Source organism: Haemophilus sp. SZY H56, assembly GCF_054332415.1.
On sequence record NZ_JBTGNX010000009.1, the window covers coordinates 67691 to 85044 of the forward strand.

Annotated in this window: 18 protein-coding genes; 12 read left to right on the forward strand and 6 right to left on the reverse strand. The window is 40.2% G+C overall.

Going from position 1 to position 17354, the window contains the following annotated elements:
- Nucleotides 1-19: 19 nt before the first annotated feature.
- Together rarD and glpE are read left to right on the forward strand one after the other, a co-directional pair.
- The gene (rarD, locus tag ACXVWP_RS07910) at nt 20-907 is read left to right on the forward strand and encodes an EamA family transporter RarD (protein WP_049356824.1); all 888 of its coding nucleotides are present in this window, start codon (nt 20-22) and stop codon (nt 905-907) included.
- Complete coding sequence (gene glpE, locus ACXVWP_RS07915; protein ID WP_049356822.1) at nt 897-1214, forward strand: thiosulfate sulfurtransferase GlpE; 318 nt, start codon at nt 897-899, stop codon at nt 1212-1214. The genes rarD and glpE overlap by 11 nt, the downstream gene beginning before the upstream one ends.
- A 136-nt stretch (nt 1215-1350) precedes the next feature.
- On the opposite strand, the gene hchA is transcribed toward glpE, so the two are convergent.
- Nucleotides 1351-2217: a glyoxalase III HchA gene (gene hchA / locus ACXVWP_RS07920; RefSeq protein ID WP_049356820.1), complete on the reverse strand. Its 867-nt coding sequence runs from the start codon at nt 2215-2217 to the stop codon at nt 1351-1353.
- 128 nt (nt 2218-2345) lie between these two features.
- On the opposite strand from hchA, the gene ACXVWP_RS07925 reads away from it, so the two are divergent.
- Entirely contained in the window at nt 2346-3248 is a 903-nt protein-coding gene (locus ACXVWP_RS07925) for a LysR family transcriptional regulator (protein WP_369866765.1), read from the forward strand.
- Nucleotides 3249-3280: 32 nt separating this feature from the next.
- On the opposite strand, the gene ACXVWP_RS07930 is transcribed toward ACXVWP_RS07925, so the two are convergent.
- Nucleotides 3281-4321 carry an LLM class flavin-dependent oxidoreductase gene (locus ACXVWP_RS07930; protein ID WP_289902420.1) on the reverse strand — a complete coding sequence of 347 codons (1041 nt, stop codon included), beginning with the start codon at nt 4319-4321 and terminating at the stop codon, nt 3281-3283.
- 139 nt (nt 4322-4460) lie between these two features.
- Between ACXVWP_RS07930 and ACXVWP_RS07935 the strand changes: the two genes are divergently transcribed.
- The 6 genes from ACXVWP_RS07935 to lptD are packed head-to-tail and all read left to right on the forward strand — an operon-like array spanning nt 4461 to nt 11249.
- Complete coding sequence (locus ACXVWP_RS07935) at nt 4461-6377, forward strand: ABC transporter ATP-binding protein (RefSeq protein WP_289902421.1); 1917 nt, start codon at nt 4461-4463, stop codon at nt 6375-6377.
- 9 nt (nt 6378-6386) lie between these two features.
- Nucleotides 6387-6923 carry a DNA topoisomerase family protein gene (locus ACXVWP_RS07940; protein WP_049356812.1) on the forward strand — a complete coding sequence of 179 codons (537 nt, stop codon included), beginning with the start codon at nt 6387-6389 and terminating at the stop codon, nt 6921-6923.
- A gap of 15 nt (nt 6924-6938) precedes the next feature.
- Nucleotides 6939-7490 carry a Sua5/YciO/YrdC/YwlC family protein gene (locus tag ACXVWP_RS07945; protein ID WP_049356810.1) on the forward strand — a complete coding sequence of 184 codons (552 nt, stop codon included), beginning with the start codon at nt 6939-6941 and terminating at the stop codon, nt 7488-7490.
- 3 nt (nt 7491-7493) lie between these two features.
- Nucleotides 7494-8312, forward strand: a complete 819-nt coding sequence (gene aroE / locus ACXVWP_RS07950) for a shikimate dehydrogenase (protein ID WP_128787842.1) — start codon at nt 7494-7496, stop codon at nt 8310-8312.
- On the forward strand, nt 8309-8860 hold the full coding sequence (locus ACXVWP_RS07955; protein ID WP_128787841.1) for a DNA-3-methyladenine glycosylase I: 552 nt from the start codon (nt 8309-8311) through the stop codon (nt 8858-8860). Before aroE ends, ACXVWP_RS07955 begins: the two co-directional genes overlap by 4 nt.
- 46 nt (nt 8861-8906) lie before the next feature.
- Nucleotides 8907-11249, forward strand: coding sequence for an LPS assembly protein LptD (lptD, locus tag ACXVWP_RS07960; RefSeq protein ID WP_289902422.1), 2343 nt, complete (start codon nt 8907-8909; stop codon nt 11247-11249).
- An 84-nt stretch (nt 11250-11333) separates the two neighbouring features.
- On the opposite strand, the gene xerC is transcribed toward lptD, so the two are convergent.
- Both xerC and ACXVWP_RS07970 read right to left on the reverse strand, forming a co-directional pair.
- Complete coding sequence (gene xerC / locus ACXVWP_RS07965; protein ID WP_289902423.1) at nt 11334-12221, reverse strand: tyrosine recombinase XerC; 888 nt, start codon at nt 12219-12221, stop codon at nt 11334-11336.
- A complete protein-coding gene (locus tag ACXVWP_RS07970) occupies nt 12221-12655 on the reverse strand; it encodes a GNAT family N-acetyltransferase (RefSeq protein WP_128787838.1) in 435 nt (144 codons plus the stop codon). The genes xerC and ACXVWP_RS07970 overlap by 1 nt, the downstream gene beginning before the upstream one ends.
- Nucleotides 12656-12854: 199 nt before the next feature.
- On the opposite strand from ACXVWP_RS07970, the gene tpiA reads away from it, so the two are divergent.
- The gene (gene tpiA / locus ACXVWP_RS07975; protein ID WP_289902424.1) at nt 12855-13622 is read left to right on the forward strand and encodes a triose-phosphate isomerase; all 768 of its coding nucleotides are present in this window, start codon (nt 12855-12857) and stop codon (nt 13620-13622) included.
- Between the two features lie 63 nt (nt 13623-13685).
- Here tpiA and aphA read toward each other — a convergent pair whose 3' ends face one another.
- A complete protein-coding gene (gene aphA, locus ACXVWP_RS07980; RefSeq protein ID WP_289902425.1) occupies nt 13686-14393 on the reverse strand; it encodes an acid phosphatase AphA in 708 nt (235 codons plus the stop codon).
- A 220-nt stretch (nt 14394-14613) separates the two neighbouring features.
- On the opposite strand from aphA, the gene hslV reads away from it, so the two are divergent.
- Both hslV and hslU read left to right on the forward strand, forming a co-directional pair.
- The gene (gene hslV / locus ACXVWP_RS07985; RefSeq protein ID WP_289902426.1) at nt 14614-15144 is read left to right on the forward strand and encodes an ATP-dependent protease subunit HslV; all 531 of its coding nucleotides are present in this window, start codon (nt 14614-14616) and stop codon (nt 15142-15144) included.
- Between the two features lie 9 nt (nt 15145-15153).
- On the forward strand, nt 15154-16488 hold the full coding sequence (gene hslU / locus ACXVWP_RS07990) for an HslU--HslV peptidase ATPase subunit (protein WP_289902427.1): 1335 nt from the start codon (nt 15154-15156) through the stop codon (nt 16486-16488).
- A gap of 61 nt (nt 16489-16549) precedes the next feature.
- Here hslU and ACXVWP_RS07995 read toward each other — a convergent pair whose 3' ends face one another.
- Nucleotides 16550-17308, reverse strand: coding sequence for a glycosyltransferase family 2 protein (locus ACXVWP_RS07995; RefSeq protein WP_289902428.1), 759 nt, complete (start codon nt 17306-17308; stop codon nt 16550-16552).
- Between the last annotated feature and the right edge of the window lie 46 nt (nt 17309-17354).

Genomic DNA, 17354 nt, shown 5'->3' on the forward strand with positions numbered 1-17354 from the left:
ATTGACCTAAGGATTTATTATGTTAAGAGGCGTACTCATTTCACTTTTAGCCTCATTTTTATTTGGCTATATGTATTACTTTTCCACGCTGCTGAAACCCCTCAGCGGCACGGATATTTTCGGCTACCGAATGATTTTTACATTTCCTTTCGTCGCCCTTTCCGTCATCATGTTTAAACAGAAACAGGCATTAGTGGAACATATAAAACGCATAAAAAAACAACCGCTCTTTGTTCTCTCCTATATTATTTGTGGTGCATTAATGGGCTATCAAATGTGGCTCTTTTTGTGGGCACCCAATAATGGTAGCTCCTTAAGTGTCTCTTTCGGTTATTTGTTGTTACCAATTGTGATGGTGGCTGCGGGGCGACTCATTTTTAAAGAACGAATTTCGACACTAAAATTGATTGCGGTATTAATTGCTACAGTCGGGGTGATTTCCAACATCATATTAAAAGGTGGCTTATCTTGGGAAGCTATTGTCATTTGTGTTGGCTACACGACTTATTTCTCTCTAAGAAAAGCCTTAAAAAATACTGATCTTGGCGCATTTTGTTTAGAAATGATCGCATTACTACCAGTAAGCGTTTACTTTGCCCTTCAAACCGATTTTGCCACCGTGCAGGAATCGAATCCTAATATTTGGGTATTATTGGTATTACTCGGGCTTATTAGTGGCTCAGCATTGATTGCTTATGTTATTGCGAGCAATATGCTGCCAATGAATTTACTTGGCCTTTTAGGTTATGTTGAAACCATTTTGATGGTGATTATTTCATTTTTAATTGGAGAGGAAATGGATGCGAATAGCTATCCGTTATTCATTTGTTTAGTATTGGCCATGAGTCTGATTATTTTTGATGGTGTGTATAAACAACGGGCTAAAGGAATAAACCATGTCATTTAAAGAAATTAGTCCAGAACAAGCTTGGGAAATGGTACAAAATGGTGCCATGCTTGCAGATATTCGGGATCCACAACGTTTTACTTATTCCCACGCAAAAGGGGCATTTCATTTAACCAACCAAAGCTTTTTACAATTTGAAGAACAGGTGGATTTCGATTCCCCGATTATTGTGAGTTGTTATCATGGCGTGAGTAGCCGAAATGTGGCGACGTTTCTCGTTGAGCAAGGCTATGAAAATGTATTTAGTTTAATCGGTGGGTTTGATGGTTGGGAGAAGGCAGGTTTACCAATAGAAACAGCTTATTAATATTTTTCGTTGATTTAAAATGCGGTTAATCTGATACCTATTTTCTAATAGGGGGAATTTAGTAGACATAAAACCGGCTTAATAAACAAAAAGTGCGATGAAATCTGATTTCACCGCACTTTTTCTTGATTTAGGCTTATTGTCCTACTTTCTTTAACAACTCATTCGCCGCTAAAATACCAAGATTATTTGACGCCAGTGGACTGTCGCCAGTTAGTACATTACGATCGTTGTGTACTTGACCGGTAATGCCTTCATTCAATATTTTCATTCCTAAAGCTTCTAAGCGCTCAGCCAATAACCACTGTAATTTACCTGGAATGTAGCCGATATCCACGTTTGCGCCTTCATCTAATGCGTCTGGGAACACGCAGATTTCATAACCTTTGAATGGGAAATCTTCTGGTTTTTCGTCCACGCTTGCCGCTAAGAATGCCGCAGGACCATGACATAAACTGATGATATATTTATCATTTTTTATCGCCCAGTTTAACACAGCTTTCATATCGGTGCTGAACGGTAAGCCGTGCAATGCTGCGTGGCCACCAGGGATGAACACGCCTAAGTATGGCGAATCTTCCGCAGTGACTTCCGCCAACATATCCGCTAATTTACGTGGACTTTTGAATTTCGGCAAGTAGGTTTCGTATAAGCCCATCACCGCTTCATCTTCTGTTGGCATAGCCCACATTTCAAATTTTACAGCGTTACCTGAAAGGGTTGCTACTTCAATTTCAAAACCTGCGTGGTGAATGTGTAACATTGGCAACATTGTTTCTACAGGGTGATTACCTGTTGAGAATAATTTGCCATTTTTCATTTCAAGATAACGCTCGTCTGATGCGACCATTAAAATTTTGTGTTTGCCGCCTGTGTAAGGTTTGTTGAATTTAAAACCATCGAAATCCGTTTTTTTTGCCACATATTGGCTTAATGAGTACGTTGAAGGGAAAAACGCATTATGTTCTGCACGGTCTGCCACAGGACTTTTGAGATCTGCCATTTTGTTCTCCTAATGTTAAAAGAAAATTTAAAACAGGTTATTTGTCGTAATGATGTGAAGTATAGCCTAGTTTTTTGAACTGAAAATCAATAAAATGAGAATAAACTATTCTTAAAAAAGGAATAATGATGAATAAATTAGAGGCTCTTCGCTATTTTTGCTCCGCAGCTGAAACCTTAAATTTTCGCGAAACGGCTCAGCGGCTTGCCGTTTCACCTCAAGTGGTAACAAGAATGATCGCCGATCTTGAGGCTTTATTAGGTGAAAGTGTGTTTAAACGTAACACACGAAATATCAAGCTAACAGAGTTTGGCGAACAATTTTTGCCGAAAGCCACACAATATTTGGCGGAAGGTGAACGGCTGTTTTCCATAAACAATGTGAAAGATAAAGCAATGCAAGGCGTTGTGAGAATTACTTTGCCTCCGATGCCTTATAACGATGAAATTTTGTTTGAATTATTAACTGCACTTGAGCCTTACCCGGATATTGCGATTGACTGGTGGGTGGGCATTGATAAGCTCAAAAGTGTGGATGACCAGATCGATATTGGCTTGCGAATTTGTCAAGAACCCGAGCCGGATTGGGTGGCGCAGCATATTTGCACTTTTTCGGAAAAAATTGTCGCTTCGCCAACTTTACTCAAACGATTAGATTTTCCTAAAGATCTGCAAGATTTAGCTCAAAATTATCCGCTGAGTGGTTTGATTGACCCTAAGCTTAAACGTATTTGGCAGTGGCAAATCAATGCTGAACAACGCTTTATGCCAAACCGCGCGATTTTTTTTGCCTCAGATGTGCAAAGCGAACTGCAATCAGCATTGGCTGGACGCGCTTGCTCTTATCTTATCAACAGTGTTTGTGATCCCTATTTAGAAAACGGTCAATTGGTGGAGCTCTTCCCTGAAATTGAAAAGCAAAAATGGCAGCTTTATTTATATCGACCATATCAAACGATTGTCGCCGAGCGGGTGATATGGGTATATAACAAACTAAAAGAGATCTTGTTAGCGAAAATGGTTAAGGCATAAAAATATGGCGAGATAATCTCGCCATGTTTTTTTCACGATAGCTTATCCACAATCGCTTTCAACATTGTATAAGATTGGGCTTGTTTTTGTTCATCAAAAATATAGCTCACCGCCATAATTTCATCAAAATGTACCCGTTCACGTAATTGCTTGAGTTGAAAATCCACGCTTTCAGGACTACCGATAAGCGAACAAGCGGTCATTTGTTCCACTACGGCACGCTCTTGGTTGTAAATTGGGATTTCCTCGAAATCGACTGGGCCAAAGTGCGGTTTCTTTTGGGCGTGCATTTGAGCTTTCCAAACATCTTCTTCTGATGCCATCGGTGGTTGTAAATTTTGTTGTGCGTTAGTGACCACATTTAAGAAAAAGAGTGTTTGTGTTGTCGCGAGTTGTCTTGCTTCTTTATCGGTTTCGGCAATAATCGCGTTCACCCCTAAGATGACATAAGGCTCAGCAAGATAGGTAGAGGGTTTGAAGTTTTTGCGATAAATCTCCACCGCCATTTCCATCATGCGTGGCGCAAAGTGTGAAGCAAAGGCATAAGGCAAGCCAAGTTCTGCCGCAAGATAGGCACTTTCGGTGCTGGATCCCAAAATATAAAACGGTATATTCAAGCCCGCGGAAGGATAAGCTGAAACTGGGTTGCTATCTTTAAAGTAACCGCGAAGTTCCGCAATTTCTGCAGGGAAATCTAAGCTGTTTCGTCCACGACGAAGTGCCGCAGCCGTTTGCATATCCGTTCCTGGCGCACGGCCTAAACCGAGTTCAACACGGTTTGGATAAAGCGTCTCCAGTGTGCCATATTGCTCCGCTACTACATACGGCGAATGATTTGGTAACATCACGCCACCAGACCCCACGCGTAAGGTCTTCGTATTGGCTAGCGTATGTTGAATTAAAAGTGCGGTCGCTGAACTCACCAAATTTTTCATATTATGATGCTCAGCAATCCAATAGCGTTCAATGCCAATGCTCTCAGCATGTTTTGCAAGATTTACCATCGAATCGACCGCTTGCAAATAAGTTTGCCCTTCTCGAACAGGGGCGAGATTAAGAATTGAGAGCTTCATTTTATTTCCTCATGATTGATTTGTTGAGCGTCATTATACGTGTTTTTTCTGGCAGAAATATCGATAAAATTGGAATAGACTGTTCCGAGAAAAGGAAAAATATTGCAAAATAGGCACAAATTCAGATGTATTCGAAAAAATGATTGTATTTAATAATATTTCCCTAAAGCGCGGGCAAACCGAATTGCTCGAGAATGCCACGGCAACCATCAATCCGAAACAAAAAGTCGGCTTGGTGGGGAAGAATGGTTGCGGTAAGTCGTCTCTTTTTGCCCTATTAAAAAAAGAATTAACGCCAGAGGGTGGCGAGGTCACTTATCCATCCAACTGGCGGGTATCTTGGGTGAATCAAGAAACGCCGGCATTGGATATTCCTGCCATTGATTATGTGATTCAAGGAGATCGTGAATATTGCCGCTTGCAACAAGAGCTTGAGCAAGCAAATGAACGCAATGACGGTAACGCCATTGCGCGTATTCACGGGCAATTAGAAACCTTAGATGCGTGGACAATTCAATCTCGCGCAGCTTCTTTATTGCATGGTTTAGGATTTAGCCAAGAAGAAACAACTCAGCCAGTGAAAGCCTTTTCGGGTGGTTGGCGGATGCGTTTGAATTTGGCGCAAGCTCTGCTTTGTCCGTCAGATTTATTATTACTGGATGAGCCGACCAACCATTTGGATTTAGATGCGGTTATTTGGTTAGAACGTTGGTTAGTGCAATATCAAGGCTCCTTGGTATTAATTTCCCACGACCGTGATTTTCTCGATCCGATTGTGACAAAAATCCTCCATATCGAAAATCAGAAGCTTAACGAATACACGGGCGATTATTCTTCCTTTGAAGTGCAACGAGCAACTAAACTGGCACAACAAACTGCCATGTATCGTCAGCAACAACAAAAGATCTCTCATTTACAAAAATATATCGACCGCTTTAAAGCGAAAGCGACCAAAGCCAAACAAGCACAAAGCCGCATGAAAGCCTTAGAGCGCATGGAACTGATTGCACCGGCTTATGTGGATAATCCTTTTACCTTTGAATTTCGTCCGCCGCAATCCTTGCCGAATCCATTGGTGATGATTGAGCAGGCGAGTGCAGGTTATGGTAGCGGTGAAAGTGCGATAGAAATTTTAAGTAAAATTAAGCTGAATTTAGTACCGGGTTCGCGCATTGGTTTACTCGGTAAAAATGGTGCAGGAAAATCAACCTTGATTAAACTTTTAGCGGGAGAACTGACCGCACTTTCAGGCACAGTACAGTTGGCTAAAGGCGTGCAACTCGGTTATTTTGCTCAGCATCAGCTTGATACGCTACGTGCAGACGAATCCGCTCTCTGGCATATGCAAAAACTCGCGCCTGAGCAAACTGAGCAACAGGTTCGAGATTATTTGGGTGGTTTTGCGTTTCACGGCGATAAAGTAAATCAAACAGTGAAATCCTTTTCAGGAGGAGAAAAAGCCCGCTTGGTGTTAGCTTTGATTGTTTGGCAACGACCGAATTTGCTATTACTTGATGAACCAACCAACCACTTGGATTTGGATATGCGTCAGGCATTAACTGAAGCACTGGTGGATTACGAAGGCTCTTTGGTGGTGGTTTCTCACGATCGCCACTTACTACGTAATACCGTGGAAGAATTCTATTTGGTACACGATAAAAAAGTGGAAGAATTCAAAGGCGATTTAGAGGATTATCAAAAATGGCTGAATGAACAAAATAGTGCACCAGAAAATAAATCCTCGGAGAAAAATGACGACAATGAAAATTCCATGCAAAACCGCAAGGAACAAAAACGTCGCGAGGCCGAACTTCGTCAACAAACTGCGCCTCTTCGTAAACAAATCTCTCAATTGGAGGAAAAAATGAATAAACATGCCTCCAAACTTGCGGAGATTGAAAAGCAATTGGCTGATTCCGAACTATACAGCGCAGAAAATAAAGAAAAATTGACCGCACTTTTGGCACAGCAAGTAGAGGAGAAGAAAGCATTGGAAGAAGTCGAGATGGATTGGTTGGCAGCCCAGGAAGAATTGGAAGCAATGCTTCAAGCATAAGGACAGATTATGAATCAAAGCCTTTTTCATCATAGCAAACAACAGGAATATTGCCCTCAATGTGGTGCGCCTTTGCAAATTAAACAAGGCAAAAAAGGGCTGTTTTTAGGTTGCTCTGCTTATCCTGAATGTGATTATTTGCGACCTTTGCAACGATCGGAACATAAAGTATTAAAAACACTTGATGAAATTTGTCCGAAGTGCGGTAATTTATTGCAGTTGAAACAAGGCAGTTTTGGAATGTTTATTGGTTGTAGTTATTATCCTGAATGCGATTTTGTGGTGCGGGAAGAATCTGAATCTGAGGAAAAAATGGCTTGTCCTGAATGCAAAACGGGGCATTTGATTTCTCGTCGTGGTCGTCAAGGAAAGATTTTTTACGGCTGTGATAATTTCCCTAAATGTAAATTTTCTTTGCCTGCCAAGCCTTATACCGTGCCTTGCCCAACGTGCCATTTTCCACTTTCTTTGTTAAAAAGCGAAGATGGGGAAAAACAAATTTTCCAGTGTGCAAATAAAACTTGCCGTCATATTTTTGAGCAATAAAAGTAAAAGAGTGAAATGAATAGAGAACAAGTCGCCGAGGCCCTTCGACAAAATCAAGTGGTTGCTTATCCCACTGAAGCTGTATTTGGCTTGGGCTGTAATCCGCAAAGTGAAAGTGCGGTAAAAAAATTACTTGATTTAAAGCAACGTCCCGTGGAAAAAGGGTTGATTTTAGTGGCACCTAGCTTGGATTTTTTCCGTCCTTTTGTCGATTTTGAGCAGATTAATGATGAGCAGCTTTCTCGCCTTCAAGGTAAATATGAACGTCCAACTACTTGGATTGTTCCCGCTAAATCGACCACCCCGCATTTTCTCACAGGCAAATTTGATAGCATCGCAGTACGTTTGTGCGATCATCCTTCCGTAAAAGCCTTATGTGAACTCACGGGGTTTGCATTAACTTCTACTAGCGCCAATTTGACTGGTGAGCCACCTTGCCGCATCGCTGATGAAGTGCGGTCACAATTCGGTGCAGATTTTCCAGTATTAGATGAAATGGTAGGCGGGGCACGCAATCCATCCGAAATTCGAGACTTGCGCACAAATCAACTTTTTAGACAGGGATAATTTATGGATCTTTATGCTGTGTGGGGGAATCCGATTGCGCAAAGTAAATCCCCGTTAATTCAAAGTCAGTTAGCAGCGCAAACGCATCAAGCCATAGAATACATTGCAAAGTTAGGCGATCTTGATGCTTTTGAACAACAGCTTTTGGCATTTTTTGAGGAGGGCGCAAAAGGTTGCAATATTACTTCGCCTTTTAAAGAACGAGCTTATCAGCTGGCAGACGAATATAGCCAACGAGCAAAACTGGCGGAAGCCTGTAATACGCTAAAAAAACTCGATAATGGGGAGCTTTATGCGGATAACACCGATGGGATTGGCTTAGTGACGGATTTGGAGCGTTTAAATTGGCTTCGTCCAAATCAGCGTGTATTAATGTTAGGAGCGGGAGGCGCGACAAAAGGCGTATTATTGCCACTTTTACAAGCTCAACAAAATATTGTCCTTGCTAACCGCACTTTTTCGAAAGCAAAAGAATTAGCTGAAAGATTTCAGCCTTATGGCAATATTCAAGCCGCCTCAATGGATTCTATTCCGCTACAAACTTATGATTTGGTGATTAATGCGACTTCCGCTGGATTAAGTGGTGGAACGGCTCCAATTGATACTGAAATTTTAAAATTGGGCTCGGCTTTTTATGATATGCAATATGCGAAAGGTGCGGATACGCCATTTATCGCATTATGTAAAAGTTTAGGTTTAACCAATGTTAGCGATGGCTTTGGAATGTTGGTCGCGCAAGCTGCACATTCTTTCCATTTATGGCGAGGCGTAATGCCAGATTTTGTTGCGGTTTATGAGAAGCTTAAAAAGGCGATGTTATGATGACTCGATGCCCTTGGGTTGGCGAACAGCCTATTTATATTGATTATCATGACAAGGAATGGGGAAAGCCTGAATTCGACAGCCAAAAGCTATTTGAAAAAATTTGTTTGGAAGGGCAGCAAGCGGGGCTTTCGTGGATTATGGTTTTGAAAAAACGTGAATCTTACCGTGTGGCCTTTCATCAATTTGAACCGAAAAAAATCGCCAAAATGACTGCACTTGATATTGATGCTTGCATGCAAAATACGGGATTAATTCGCCATCGCGCCAAGTTAGAAGCCATTGTCAAAAATGCTAAAGCTTATTTGGCGATGGAAAAGTGCGGTGAAAATTTCAGTGATTTTATTTGGTCATTTGTAAATTATAAACCGATAGTGAATGATGTGCCTGATTTTAGATCTGTGCCGGCTAAAACAGAAATATCTAAAGCTCTTTCTAAAGCCTTAAAAAAACGTGGTTTCGTTTTTGTTGGCGACACCACATGCTATGCTTTTATGCAATCTATGGGATTAGTCAACGACCATATAAATGGCTGTTGTTGTAAGTGATATTCCAGTATAATCCCCCTAATTTCATCTGAATAAGAACTGAATTATGAATAAAAAATATACCTTAATTTCAATCTCAATTCTGACCGCACTTTATAGTCAACAAAGTTTGGCAGATCTGCATTCTCAGTGTTTACTTGGCGTGCCTCATTTTACTGGTGAGGTTGTGAAAGGTGATGTTAATAATTTGCCGGTTTATATTGAAGCAGATAAAGCAGAGATTAATCAGCCAACTCAGGCGATTTATCAAGGCAATGTGGATTTGAAACAAGGAAACCGTCATTTAGTTGGTAATTCAGTTGAAGTTAAACAAACTGGTGAAGGTGAACAAGCACAACGCTGGGCTTATTTGCGAGGAGGATTTGATTACAAAGATAATCAAATTAACCTATTAGGGAATGATGCGAGTTTTAATTTAGATAGTAAAAACGGTAATGTCACCGATGCAGACTACCAACTTGTAGGACGCCAAGGTCGTGGTAAAGCTCAGGAAATTGAGTTAGGTGATAATTACCGTTTAATGAAAAATGCGACATTTACCTCTTGTTTACCCGATGATAATGCTTGGGCGGTAGATGCCTCTGAGATTCGTCAGCACATTAAAGAAGAATATGCTGAATTTTGGCATGCTCGTTTTAAAGTATTAGGTGTGCCGGTATTCTATACTCCTTATCTACAATTACCGATTGGTGATCGTCGTCGTTCAGGTTTATTAATGCCAACAGTCGGTCATTCTAGTCGTGATGGTTTTTGGTATAAACAACCAATTTATTGGAACATTGCACCAAATTACGATGCCACATTTGCACCAAAATATATGTCACAGCGTGGCTGGCAATTAAATGGTGAGTTCCGTTATTTAACACCGGTTGGTGAAGGTAAACTGGCGGGCGAATATTTAGGACGAGATCGTTACGATGAATATATCAGCGAGAGTCATAAACGCCATTTATTTTATTGGAATCACAACTCCTCTTTTCTTGAAAATTGGCGTTTGAATATTGATTATACTAAAGTCAGTGATAACCGCTACTTCACTGATTTTGATTCGGATTATGGCAGCAGCACAGACGGTTATGCCAACCAATATGCTCGTATTGCGTATTATCAGCCAAACTATAATTTTGCGATTTCAGCTCGTCAGTTTCAGATTTTTGACGAAGTTTCCGTTGGGCCGTATCGTACGATGCCACAAATGGACTTCAATTATTATAAAAATGATTTAGCAAATGGTTGGTTAGATTTTAAATTATTCTCACAAGCCGCACGTTTTGATAATGACAGTGCATTAATGCCAACGGCTTGGCGTTTCCATACTGAGCCGAGTTTGACGACAGTAATGTCAAATAAATACGGAAACTTGAACATTGAAACCAAACTTTATGCAACGCATTATAATCAGAAGAAAGGATCTTCTGCTGCTGCAGAAGAGGTACAAAAATCCGTAAATCGTGTATTGCCACAATTAAAAGTAGACTTACAAACAGTTTTAGCCACCAACAAAACTTTATTTGATGGCTATACACAAACACTGGAACCACACGCACAATACTTATATCGACCGTATAAAGATCAAAGTAATATCGGTTCAAAACAGGTCAATGATTATCTTGGTTTTGGTTATGATTCAGCGTTAATTCAGCAAGATTATTATTCCTTATTTCGTGACCGTCGTTATAGTGGTTTAGACCGTATTTCATCGGCTAACCAGGTGACAGTAGGAGGAACCACCCGTTTTTATGATAAAAATGCCGATGAGCGTTTTAACTTCTCCGCAGGACAAATTTATTATTTAACGGCCTCCAGAATTGATGATAACCCGAGTAATCGCACACCAAAATCCTCTTCTTCTTGGGCATTAGAGTCTAACTGGAAAATGAGCGATAAATGGAATTGGCGCGGTAGCTACCAATACGATACGTTGCTCGATAAGGCTTCATTGGCGAATAGTAGTCTAGAATTTAACCCAATTAAGAATAATCTAATTCAGTTAAATTATCGTTACGCAAGTAAAGAGTATATCAACCAAAATTTAGGTGCGTCTGCTAACCGTTACCAACAAGATATTAAACAGGTCGGTGTTGTAGCCGCATGGGAAGTCTCGGATAATTGGGCAGTTGTTGGGAAATACTATCAAGATATTGCATTGAAAAAACCGGTTGAGCAATATGTGGGTGTGCAATATAACTCATGCTGTTGGTCTGTTGGCGTAGGGGCGAGACGTTATGTCACCAGTCGGCAAAATCAACGTGATGATCAAGTGGTTTATGATAACAGTGTTGGCGTTACCTTTGAATTACGAGGCCTAGGTGAAAATGATCACCAAAGCGGTATCGAAGACATGCTGAAGAAAGGTAAACTTCCTTATATTCAAGCATTTAGCTTATAGTGAAATGAATAAAGGCTACCGAAAGGTAGCCTTTTTGTTTAGAAGTGCGGTTAAAAAAGATGACGGTTTTTGACCGCACTTTGCTTATTTTTTTCGTTTTGCTCGAGGATGGGCTTGATCATACACTTCAGCAAGATGTTGGAAATTCAAATGCGTATAAATTTGCGTGGTGGATAAATTGCTGTGCCCTAAAAGCTCTTGAACGGCACGCAAATCTGAACTTGCTTCCAGCATATGCGTTGCAAAAGAGTGACGTAGTTTGTGTGGATTGAGATGGCTGTTTAATCCTTGGCGAATGCCCCAGGTTTCCATTCGCTTTTGAATAGAGCGATGAGTGAGGCGATTTCCTTGTTGGCTCACAAAAAGGGCGTCATCTTTAGGATTAAATAAAGGGCGTACCTTCAACCATTGCTGAATTGCATGAGAAGCATAATGTCCAAAAGGCACAATACGTTCTTTGTTTCCCTTACCAATCACTCTCACTTCACGTACACGAGTGTTAATGCTATTAAGGTTTAAGCCTTGTAATTCAGATAAGCGAAGCCCTGAGCTATACATCAATTCCATCATCGCACGATCACGCAAATCAATGGGATCTTTGCTGTCATTTGAAAGCAATTTTTGGACCTGTTCAGCATCAATATTTTTTGGTAAATGTTTGCCTTGTTTCGGCGCTGAAATACCCGTTGCCGGATTCACTTTAAGTTGACCTTGCTGCACAAGATAGCTGAAGAACTGACGAAGAGCAGACAAACGTAATGCTAAGCTCTTTTCTTTTAAACCTTGCTTACGGCTTTCCGCCAAAATAAGACGAACCACACTAGGATTCACTTGCTGCCAGTGCTGAATACCTTTTTCAGCCAGAATAGCTAAAATCGCATTCAGTTGATGTTGATAATTGGTGAGCGTATGTGGACTGACTTGACGTTCAATTCTCAAGTAATCCCAATATTGATTGAGGAGTGTATGCATTAGAGAGTTAATTCAAACAAACTTTTTTTCGTGTTTAGCTTAAATCCTTCGTGTTCTAAAATATTCTGTTGAGCTTGACTCAATTCCGCCACTAAACGATTAGATTGTGTATAACGGACAAACTCTTTCGCTTTAGAAATAAGGACAGCATAAATCTCGGCTTGATGTTTGTCTTCTTTTACAAAAATATCGGTTAATTGCCAATAGCGTTGTAGTTGTAAAGAGGATAAGCGAGGATAAAGTTGGACAAAACCAATCGCCTGTGAGTTTTCGTTTACAGCAACAAAAAATATGCTTTCATTAAAACGTATACGATTTGTTAAAAAGGTTAAAGTGCGGTCAGGATTTTCACTCATTCCGTTGGTAAGTCGATAGGCTTCAAAGAGTGGAGCAAGCACTTCTATATTCCATTGTTCGGCTTTGAAAATTTTCATTGTTACCAGACCTATTTTCCGTTTATTTATAAAATTGGTTATTTTTTATCGGTTCCATACAGTAGATTGTAGCTTTTTAGCACAAAATAATCATCATTTACCCAAAAAAATTTTCAAAATGTGATTTTGCACAAAGAAATCTGCCCAAAGTTTGGTATAGTAAACACACTTTTTATTTATTCAATATGGAGAAACAAAAATGGCACGTCGTCCTTTAGTTATGGGTAACTGGAAATTAAATGGTAGCAAAGCGTTTACCAAAGAGTTAATTGACGGTTTAAAAGTAGAATTACAGGGGGTTACGGGTTGTGATGTGGCTATTGCCCCGCCAGTCATGTATTTAGATATTGCAGAAACAGCTCTTGCGAATAGTCAAATTGCTTTAGGTGCACAAAATGTAGATGTAAATGTGAAAGGTGCATTCACAGGCGATATTTCTACTGAAATGCTGAAAGATTTCGGTGCAAAATATATTATCATAGGCCACTCCGAGCGTCGTACTTACCATAAGGAAAGCGATGAGTTTGTGGCAAAAAAATTTGGTGCATTAAAAGAAGCAGGTTTAGTACCAGTATTATGTATTGGTGAAACTGAAGCTGAAAACGAAGCGGGTAAAACAGAAGAAGTATGTGCGCGTCAAATTGATGCTGTCATTAACGCATTAGGTGTAGAAGCATTTAATGGTGCAGTGATTGCTTACGAACCAATTTGGGCAATCGGTACCGGTAAATCCGCAACTCCAGCACAAGCTCAAGCTGTTCACGCATTTATCCGTGCTCATATCGGAGCAAAATCACAAGCTGTAGCAGATCAAGTCATCATTCAATACGGTGGTTCGGTTAATGATGCTAATGCAGCAGAATTATTTACTCAACTGGATATTGATGGTGCATTAGTAGGAGGAGCTTCACTTAAAGCGCCTGCATTCGCCGTCATCGTGAAAGCTGCGGCAGCAGCAAAAAACTAATTTTATTAGTGGCGAAATAAAAAAGTGCAGATTACACTGTGATCTGCACTTTTTTTATAAAGATTAGTAGTTTGAGTTTATTAATACTTCTTCACCATAGCCACCAAGCGTTGGCATTGGTTGGTAAGTGGAGTTGGCCGCACGCATTAAACGAATACCACGAATGCCAGCCTCTTTTGCTGCGAGGATATCATCATCGCTGTCACCATAGTGAATGCTCACTTTATGCTCAATAATACCTGGCGTTTTGTTATATTTAGTTGGAAGCTTGCGACCGCCCATGAATTCTACAGGGTGCATGTCTTTAATATTAAAGGCTTTTTGTAGCACTGGGGTCACACCATCTTTATCGCCAGCTGTACGACCCGTGATGAAATAAATTTGGTCGCCACGTGCTTGGTGCATATTAATTAAATCTATCGCAATTTGTTTTGGAATAGAATATTGGTCACAACCCGCATTTACTTCATTCCAGAAATCTTGATTTTTTAAGTAATCATGTTTACCTGGGGAGTATTTTTGTTGGCCGTGATAGAAGCAAGGGCTACTGAAAAGTACAGTATCGTCAATGTCGAAGCTCACATTAATTGGTGCTTTGCCTTCCAATTCTTTTTTTAATTGTTCAACAGAGATCCAGTGAATCGGTTTTTGCTCAGTCATTTCACGAGCATTCGTACCTTGTTCAGTATAAGGTTCTTTGTTTGATGCAAAAGTAGAGATTGCGCTTGCCGCTAAAATTGCAATGGCAGAAAGTTTAAGTAAATTTTTCATGTTTTCCTCATTAAGTAGTTTGTTTTACTTGTAACAAATCATATTACTTTAAAATATGGGTGTGAAATAATAGCAATCGTTTGCTATTTAAAAAAGTGATCTTTGTCATATTTTTTTGAGATGTTTGTTTAATAAAGCATCAAAGAAAAATTTCCCCTTGAATTTGGTGGAATCGATCGCCATATAACGAATAACTTTTCTTAAAAGAAGGATAAAAAGAATGACAACAATTGTAAGCGTACGTCGTGATGGCCAAGTGGTTGTTGGGGGCGATGGACAGGTTTCACTAGGCAATACAGTGATGAAAGGGAATGCCCGTAAAGTACGCCGTTTATATAATGGCAAAGTTTTAGCCGGTTTCGCAGGCGGCACAGCTGATGCGTTCACCTTATTTGAATTATTCGAACGTAAATTAGAAATGCATCAAGGGCATTTGTTAAAAGCTGCTGTAGAATTAGCCAAAGATTGGCGAACCGATCGTGCGTTACGCAAGTTAGAAGCAATGTTGATTGTAGCGGATGAAAAAGAAAGTTTAATCATTACCGGTATTGGTGATGTGGTGCAACCGGAAGCCGATCAGATTTTAGCCATTGGTTCTGGCGGTAATTATGCATTATCGGCAGCCCGTGCGTTGGTGGAAAATACCGATTTATCAGCCCGTGAAATTGTTGAGAAATCTTTAAAAATTGCCGGTGATATTTGCGTGTTCACTAATACGAATTTTACTATTGAAGAATTACCGAATAAGTAAGGAAAAATTATGTCTGAAATGACCCCTCGTGAAATTGTTTCCGAATTAGATCAACATATTATCGGCCAAAAAGAGGCGAAAAGAGCGGTTGCGATCGCGTTGCGTAACCGTTGGAGAAGAATGCAGTTACAAGAGCCACTTCGTCATGAAGTGACCCCTAAAAATATTTTAATGATTGGGCCAACGGGTGTAGGTAAAACCGAGATTGCACGTCGTCTTGCGAAATTAGCCAATGCGCCTTTCATTAAAGTGGAAGCGACGAAGTTCACCGAAGTGGGCTATGTGGGGAAAGAAGTGGACTCCATTATCCGTGATTTAACGGACAGTGCGATGAAATTAGTTCGCCAACAAGAAATTGCGAAAAATCGTGCGAAAGCAGAAGATGCAGCGGAAGATCGTATTTTAGATGCATTATTGCCACCACCGAAAAATCAATGGGGTGAAGTCGAAAACCACGATACCAACAGTAGCACTCGCCAAGCGTTCCGTAAAAAATTACGTGAAGGTCAATTAGACGATAAAGAAATAGAAATTGATGTGTCTGCGGGTATGTCAATGGGCGTGGAAATCATGGCACCTCCAGGCATGGAAGAAATGACCAATCAGTTGCAATCTATGTTCCAAAGTCTGGGTTCGGATAAAACTAAAAAACGCAAAATGAAAATTAAGGATGCATTAAAAACCTTAATTGACGATGAAGCAGCCAAATTGATTAATCCAGAAGAATTGAAACAAAAAGCCATCGATGCCGTTGAGCAAAACGGTATCGTATTTATTGATGAGATTGATAAGATCTGTAAAAAAGGCGAATACAGTGGTGCAGATGTATCACGTGAAGGTGTGCAACGTGACTTATTACCATTAGTGGAAGGTTCAACGGTTAATACCAAACACGGTATGGTGAAAACTGATCATATTCTCTTTATTGCATCGGGCGCATTCCAAGTGGCGCGTCCATCGGATTTAATCCCCGAGTTGCAAGGTCGCTTGCCAATTCGTGTTGAATTATCAGCATTAACGGCAGAGGATTTTGAGCGTATTCTAACTGAGCCAAATGCCTCTTTAACGGAACAATATAAAGCGCTCATGGCAACAGAAGGCGTAAACATTGAGTTTACACAAGATGCAATCAAGAAAATTGCCGAAGCAGCCTTCCGTGTGAATGAGAAAACGGAGAATATCGGTGCAAGACGTTTGCATACCGTTATGGAGCGTTTAATGGATAAAATCTCATTTGATGCGAGTGAAATGGACGGTCAAACTGTTAATATTGATGCTGCTTATGTAATTGATGCTTTAGGCGAAGTGATTGAGAATGAAGATTTAAGTCGATTCATTCTGTAATAAAAGTTTAGACAAAGAAAAAGTGCGGTGATTTTGATTTGACCGCACTTTTTGTTTTTGATTAATGCTGGTTACGCTCCCATAAATCAGCATATTTCACAAAAGTTGAATGAGCGGAAAGTACTGCGAGCAGGAACCCTTGTTTTCCATCTAAGAAGCCTGCTTTTAAAATGTACATTTTCACAAAGCATCCGATGGCATGACTGACACCTTGCCACAATGTTGCTTTTTTACCTTTAGCTTGGCGTTGATCTGCCCAAGCTTTGGCGTAGTCTGCGGATTTTACCAAATAGTGATGAATGCTTTTATACGTGAAATGCTCCAAATCCCCAGTTAATTTCTGTACTTTTGTGTTTTCAGAATAAACCACTTTTTCATGTACCAGAGAATCATTATATCCTGCATAATTTGTGCGATATAAACGCACCACATAATCAGGATACCAACCGGAATGACGAATTTCACATCCAAACACTTCACTGACGCGCGGAATATCATAAACCCTATTTGGCGCATCTTGTTGAACCGCTTGTTGAATGGATTCACGCAGTCTTGGTGTGACGCGTTCATCGGCATCTAGCCACAAAACATAATCACTGGTGGCATATTGTTGTGCGCGTTGGCGTTGTTTGCCAAAACCTGGCCAATCAGAATGCGAATAAAATTTTGCACCATATTGTTCCGCAATTTCTTGGGTATTATCCGTACTGCCTGAATCGACAATAATGATTTCATCTACCCAATCTTTTACTGTATCAAGACATTGAGCAAGATTTGTTGCTTCATTTTTGACAATCATGGCAACGCTAATTGTTGGCATATTTTGATCCTTTTTTTGTTATACTAGCCGAAATTTTTTTCAGTAT

Coding starts and splice junctions, on each gene's coding strand:
- rarD (WP_049356824.1), top strand. CDS start 20: ATGTTAAGAGGCGTACTCATTTCACTTTTAGCCTCATTTTTATTTGGC.
- glpE (WP_049356822.1), top strand. CDS start 897: ATGTCATTTAAAGAAATTAGTCCAGAACAAGCTTGGGAAATGGTACAA.
- hchA (WP_049356820.1), bottom strand. CDS start 2,217: ATGGCAGATCTCAAAAGTCCTGTGGCAGACCGTGCAGAACATAATGCG.
- ACXVWP_RS07925 (WP_369866765.1), top strand. CDS start 2,346: ATGAATAAATTAGAGGCTCTTCGCTATTTTTGCTCCGCAGCTGAAACC.
- ACXVWP_RS07930 (WP_289902420.1), bottom strand. CDS start 4,321: ATGAAGCTCTCAATTCTTAATCTCGCCCCTGTTCGAGAAGGGCAAACT.
- ACXVWP_RS07935 (WP_289902421.1), top strand. CDS start 4,461: ATGATTGTATTTAATAATATTTCCCTAAAGCGCGGGCAAACCGAATTG.
- ACXVWP_RS07940 (WP_049356812.1), top strand. CDS start 6,387: ATGAATCAAAGCCTTTTTCATCATAGCAAACAACAGGAATATTGCCCT.
- ACXVWP_RS07945 (WP_049356810.1), top strand. CDS start 6,939: ATGAATAGAGAACAAGTCGCCGAGGCCCTTCGACAAAATCAAGTGGTT.
- aroE (WP_128787842.1), top strand. CDS start 7,494: ATGGATCTTTATGCTGTGTGGGGGAATCCGATTGCGCAAAGTAAATCC.
- ACXVWP_RS07955 (WP_128787841.1), top strand. CDS start 8,309: ATGATGACTCGATGCCCTTGGGTTGGCGAACAGCCTATTTATATTGAT.
- lptD (WP_289902422.1), top strand. CDS start 8,907: ATGAATAAAAAATATACCTTAATTTCAATCTCAATTCTGACCGCACTT.
- xerC (WP_289902423.1), bottom strand. CDS start 12,221: ATGCATACACTCCTCAATCAATATTGGGATTACTTGAGAATTGAACGT.
- ACXVWP_RS07970 (WP_128787838.1), bottom strand. CDS start 12,655: ATGAAAATTTTCAAAGCCGAACAATGGAATATAGAAGTGCTTGCTCCA.
- tpiA (WP_289902424.1), top strand. CDS start 12,855: ATGGCACGTCGTCCTTTAGTTATGGGTAACTGGAAATTAAATGGTAGC.
- aphA (WP_289902425.1), bottom strand. CDS start 14,393: ATGAAAAATTTACTTAAACTTTCTGCCATTGCAATTTTAGCGGCAAGC.
- hslV (WP_289902426.1), top strand. CDS start 14,614: ATGACAACAATTGTAAGCGTACGTCGTGATGGCCAAGTGGTTGTTGGG.
- hslU (WP_289902427.1), top strand. CDS start 15,154: ATGTCTGAAATGACCCCTCGTGAAATTGTTTCCGAATTAGATCAACAT.
- ACXVWP_RS07995 (WP_289902428.1), bottom strand. CDS start 17,308: ATGCCAACAATTAGCGTTGCCATGATTGTCAAAAATGAAGCAACAAAT.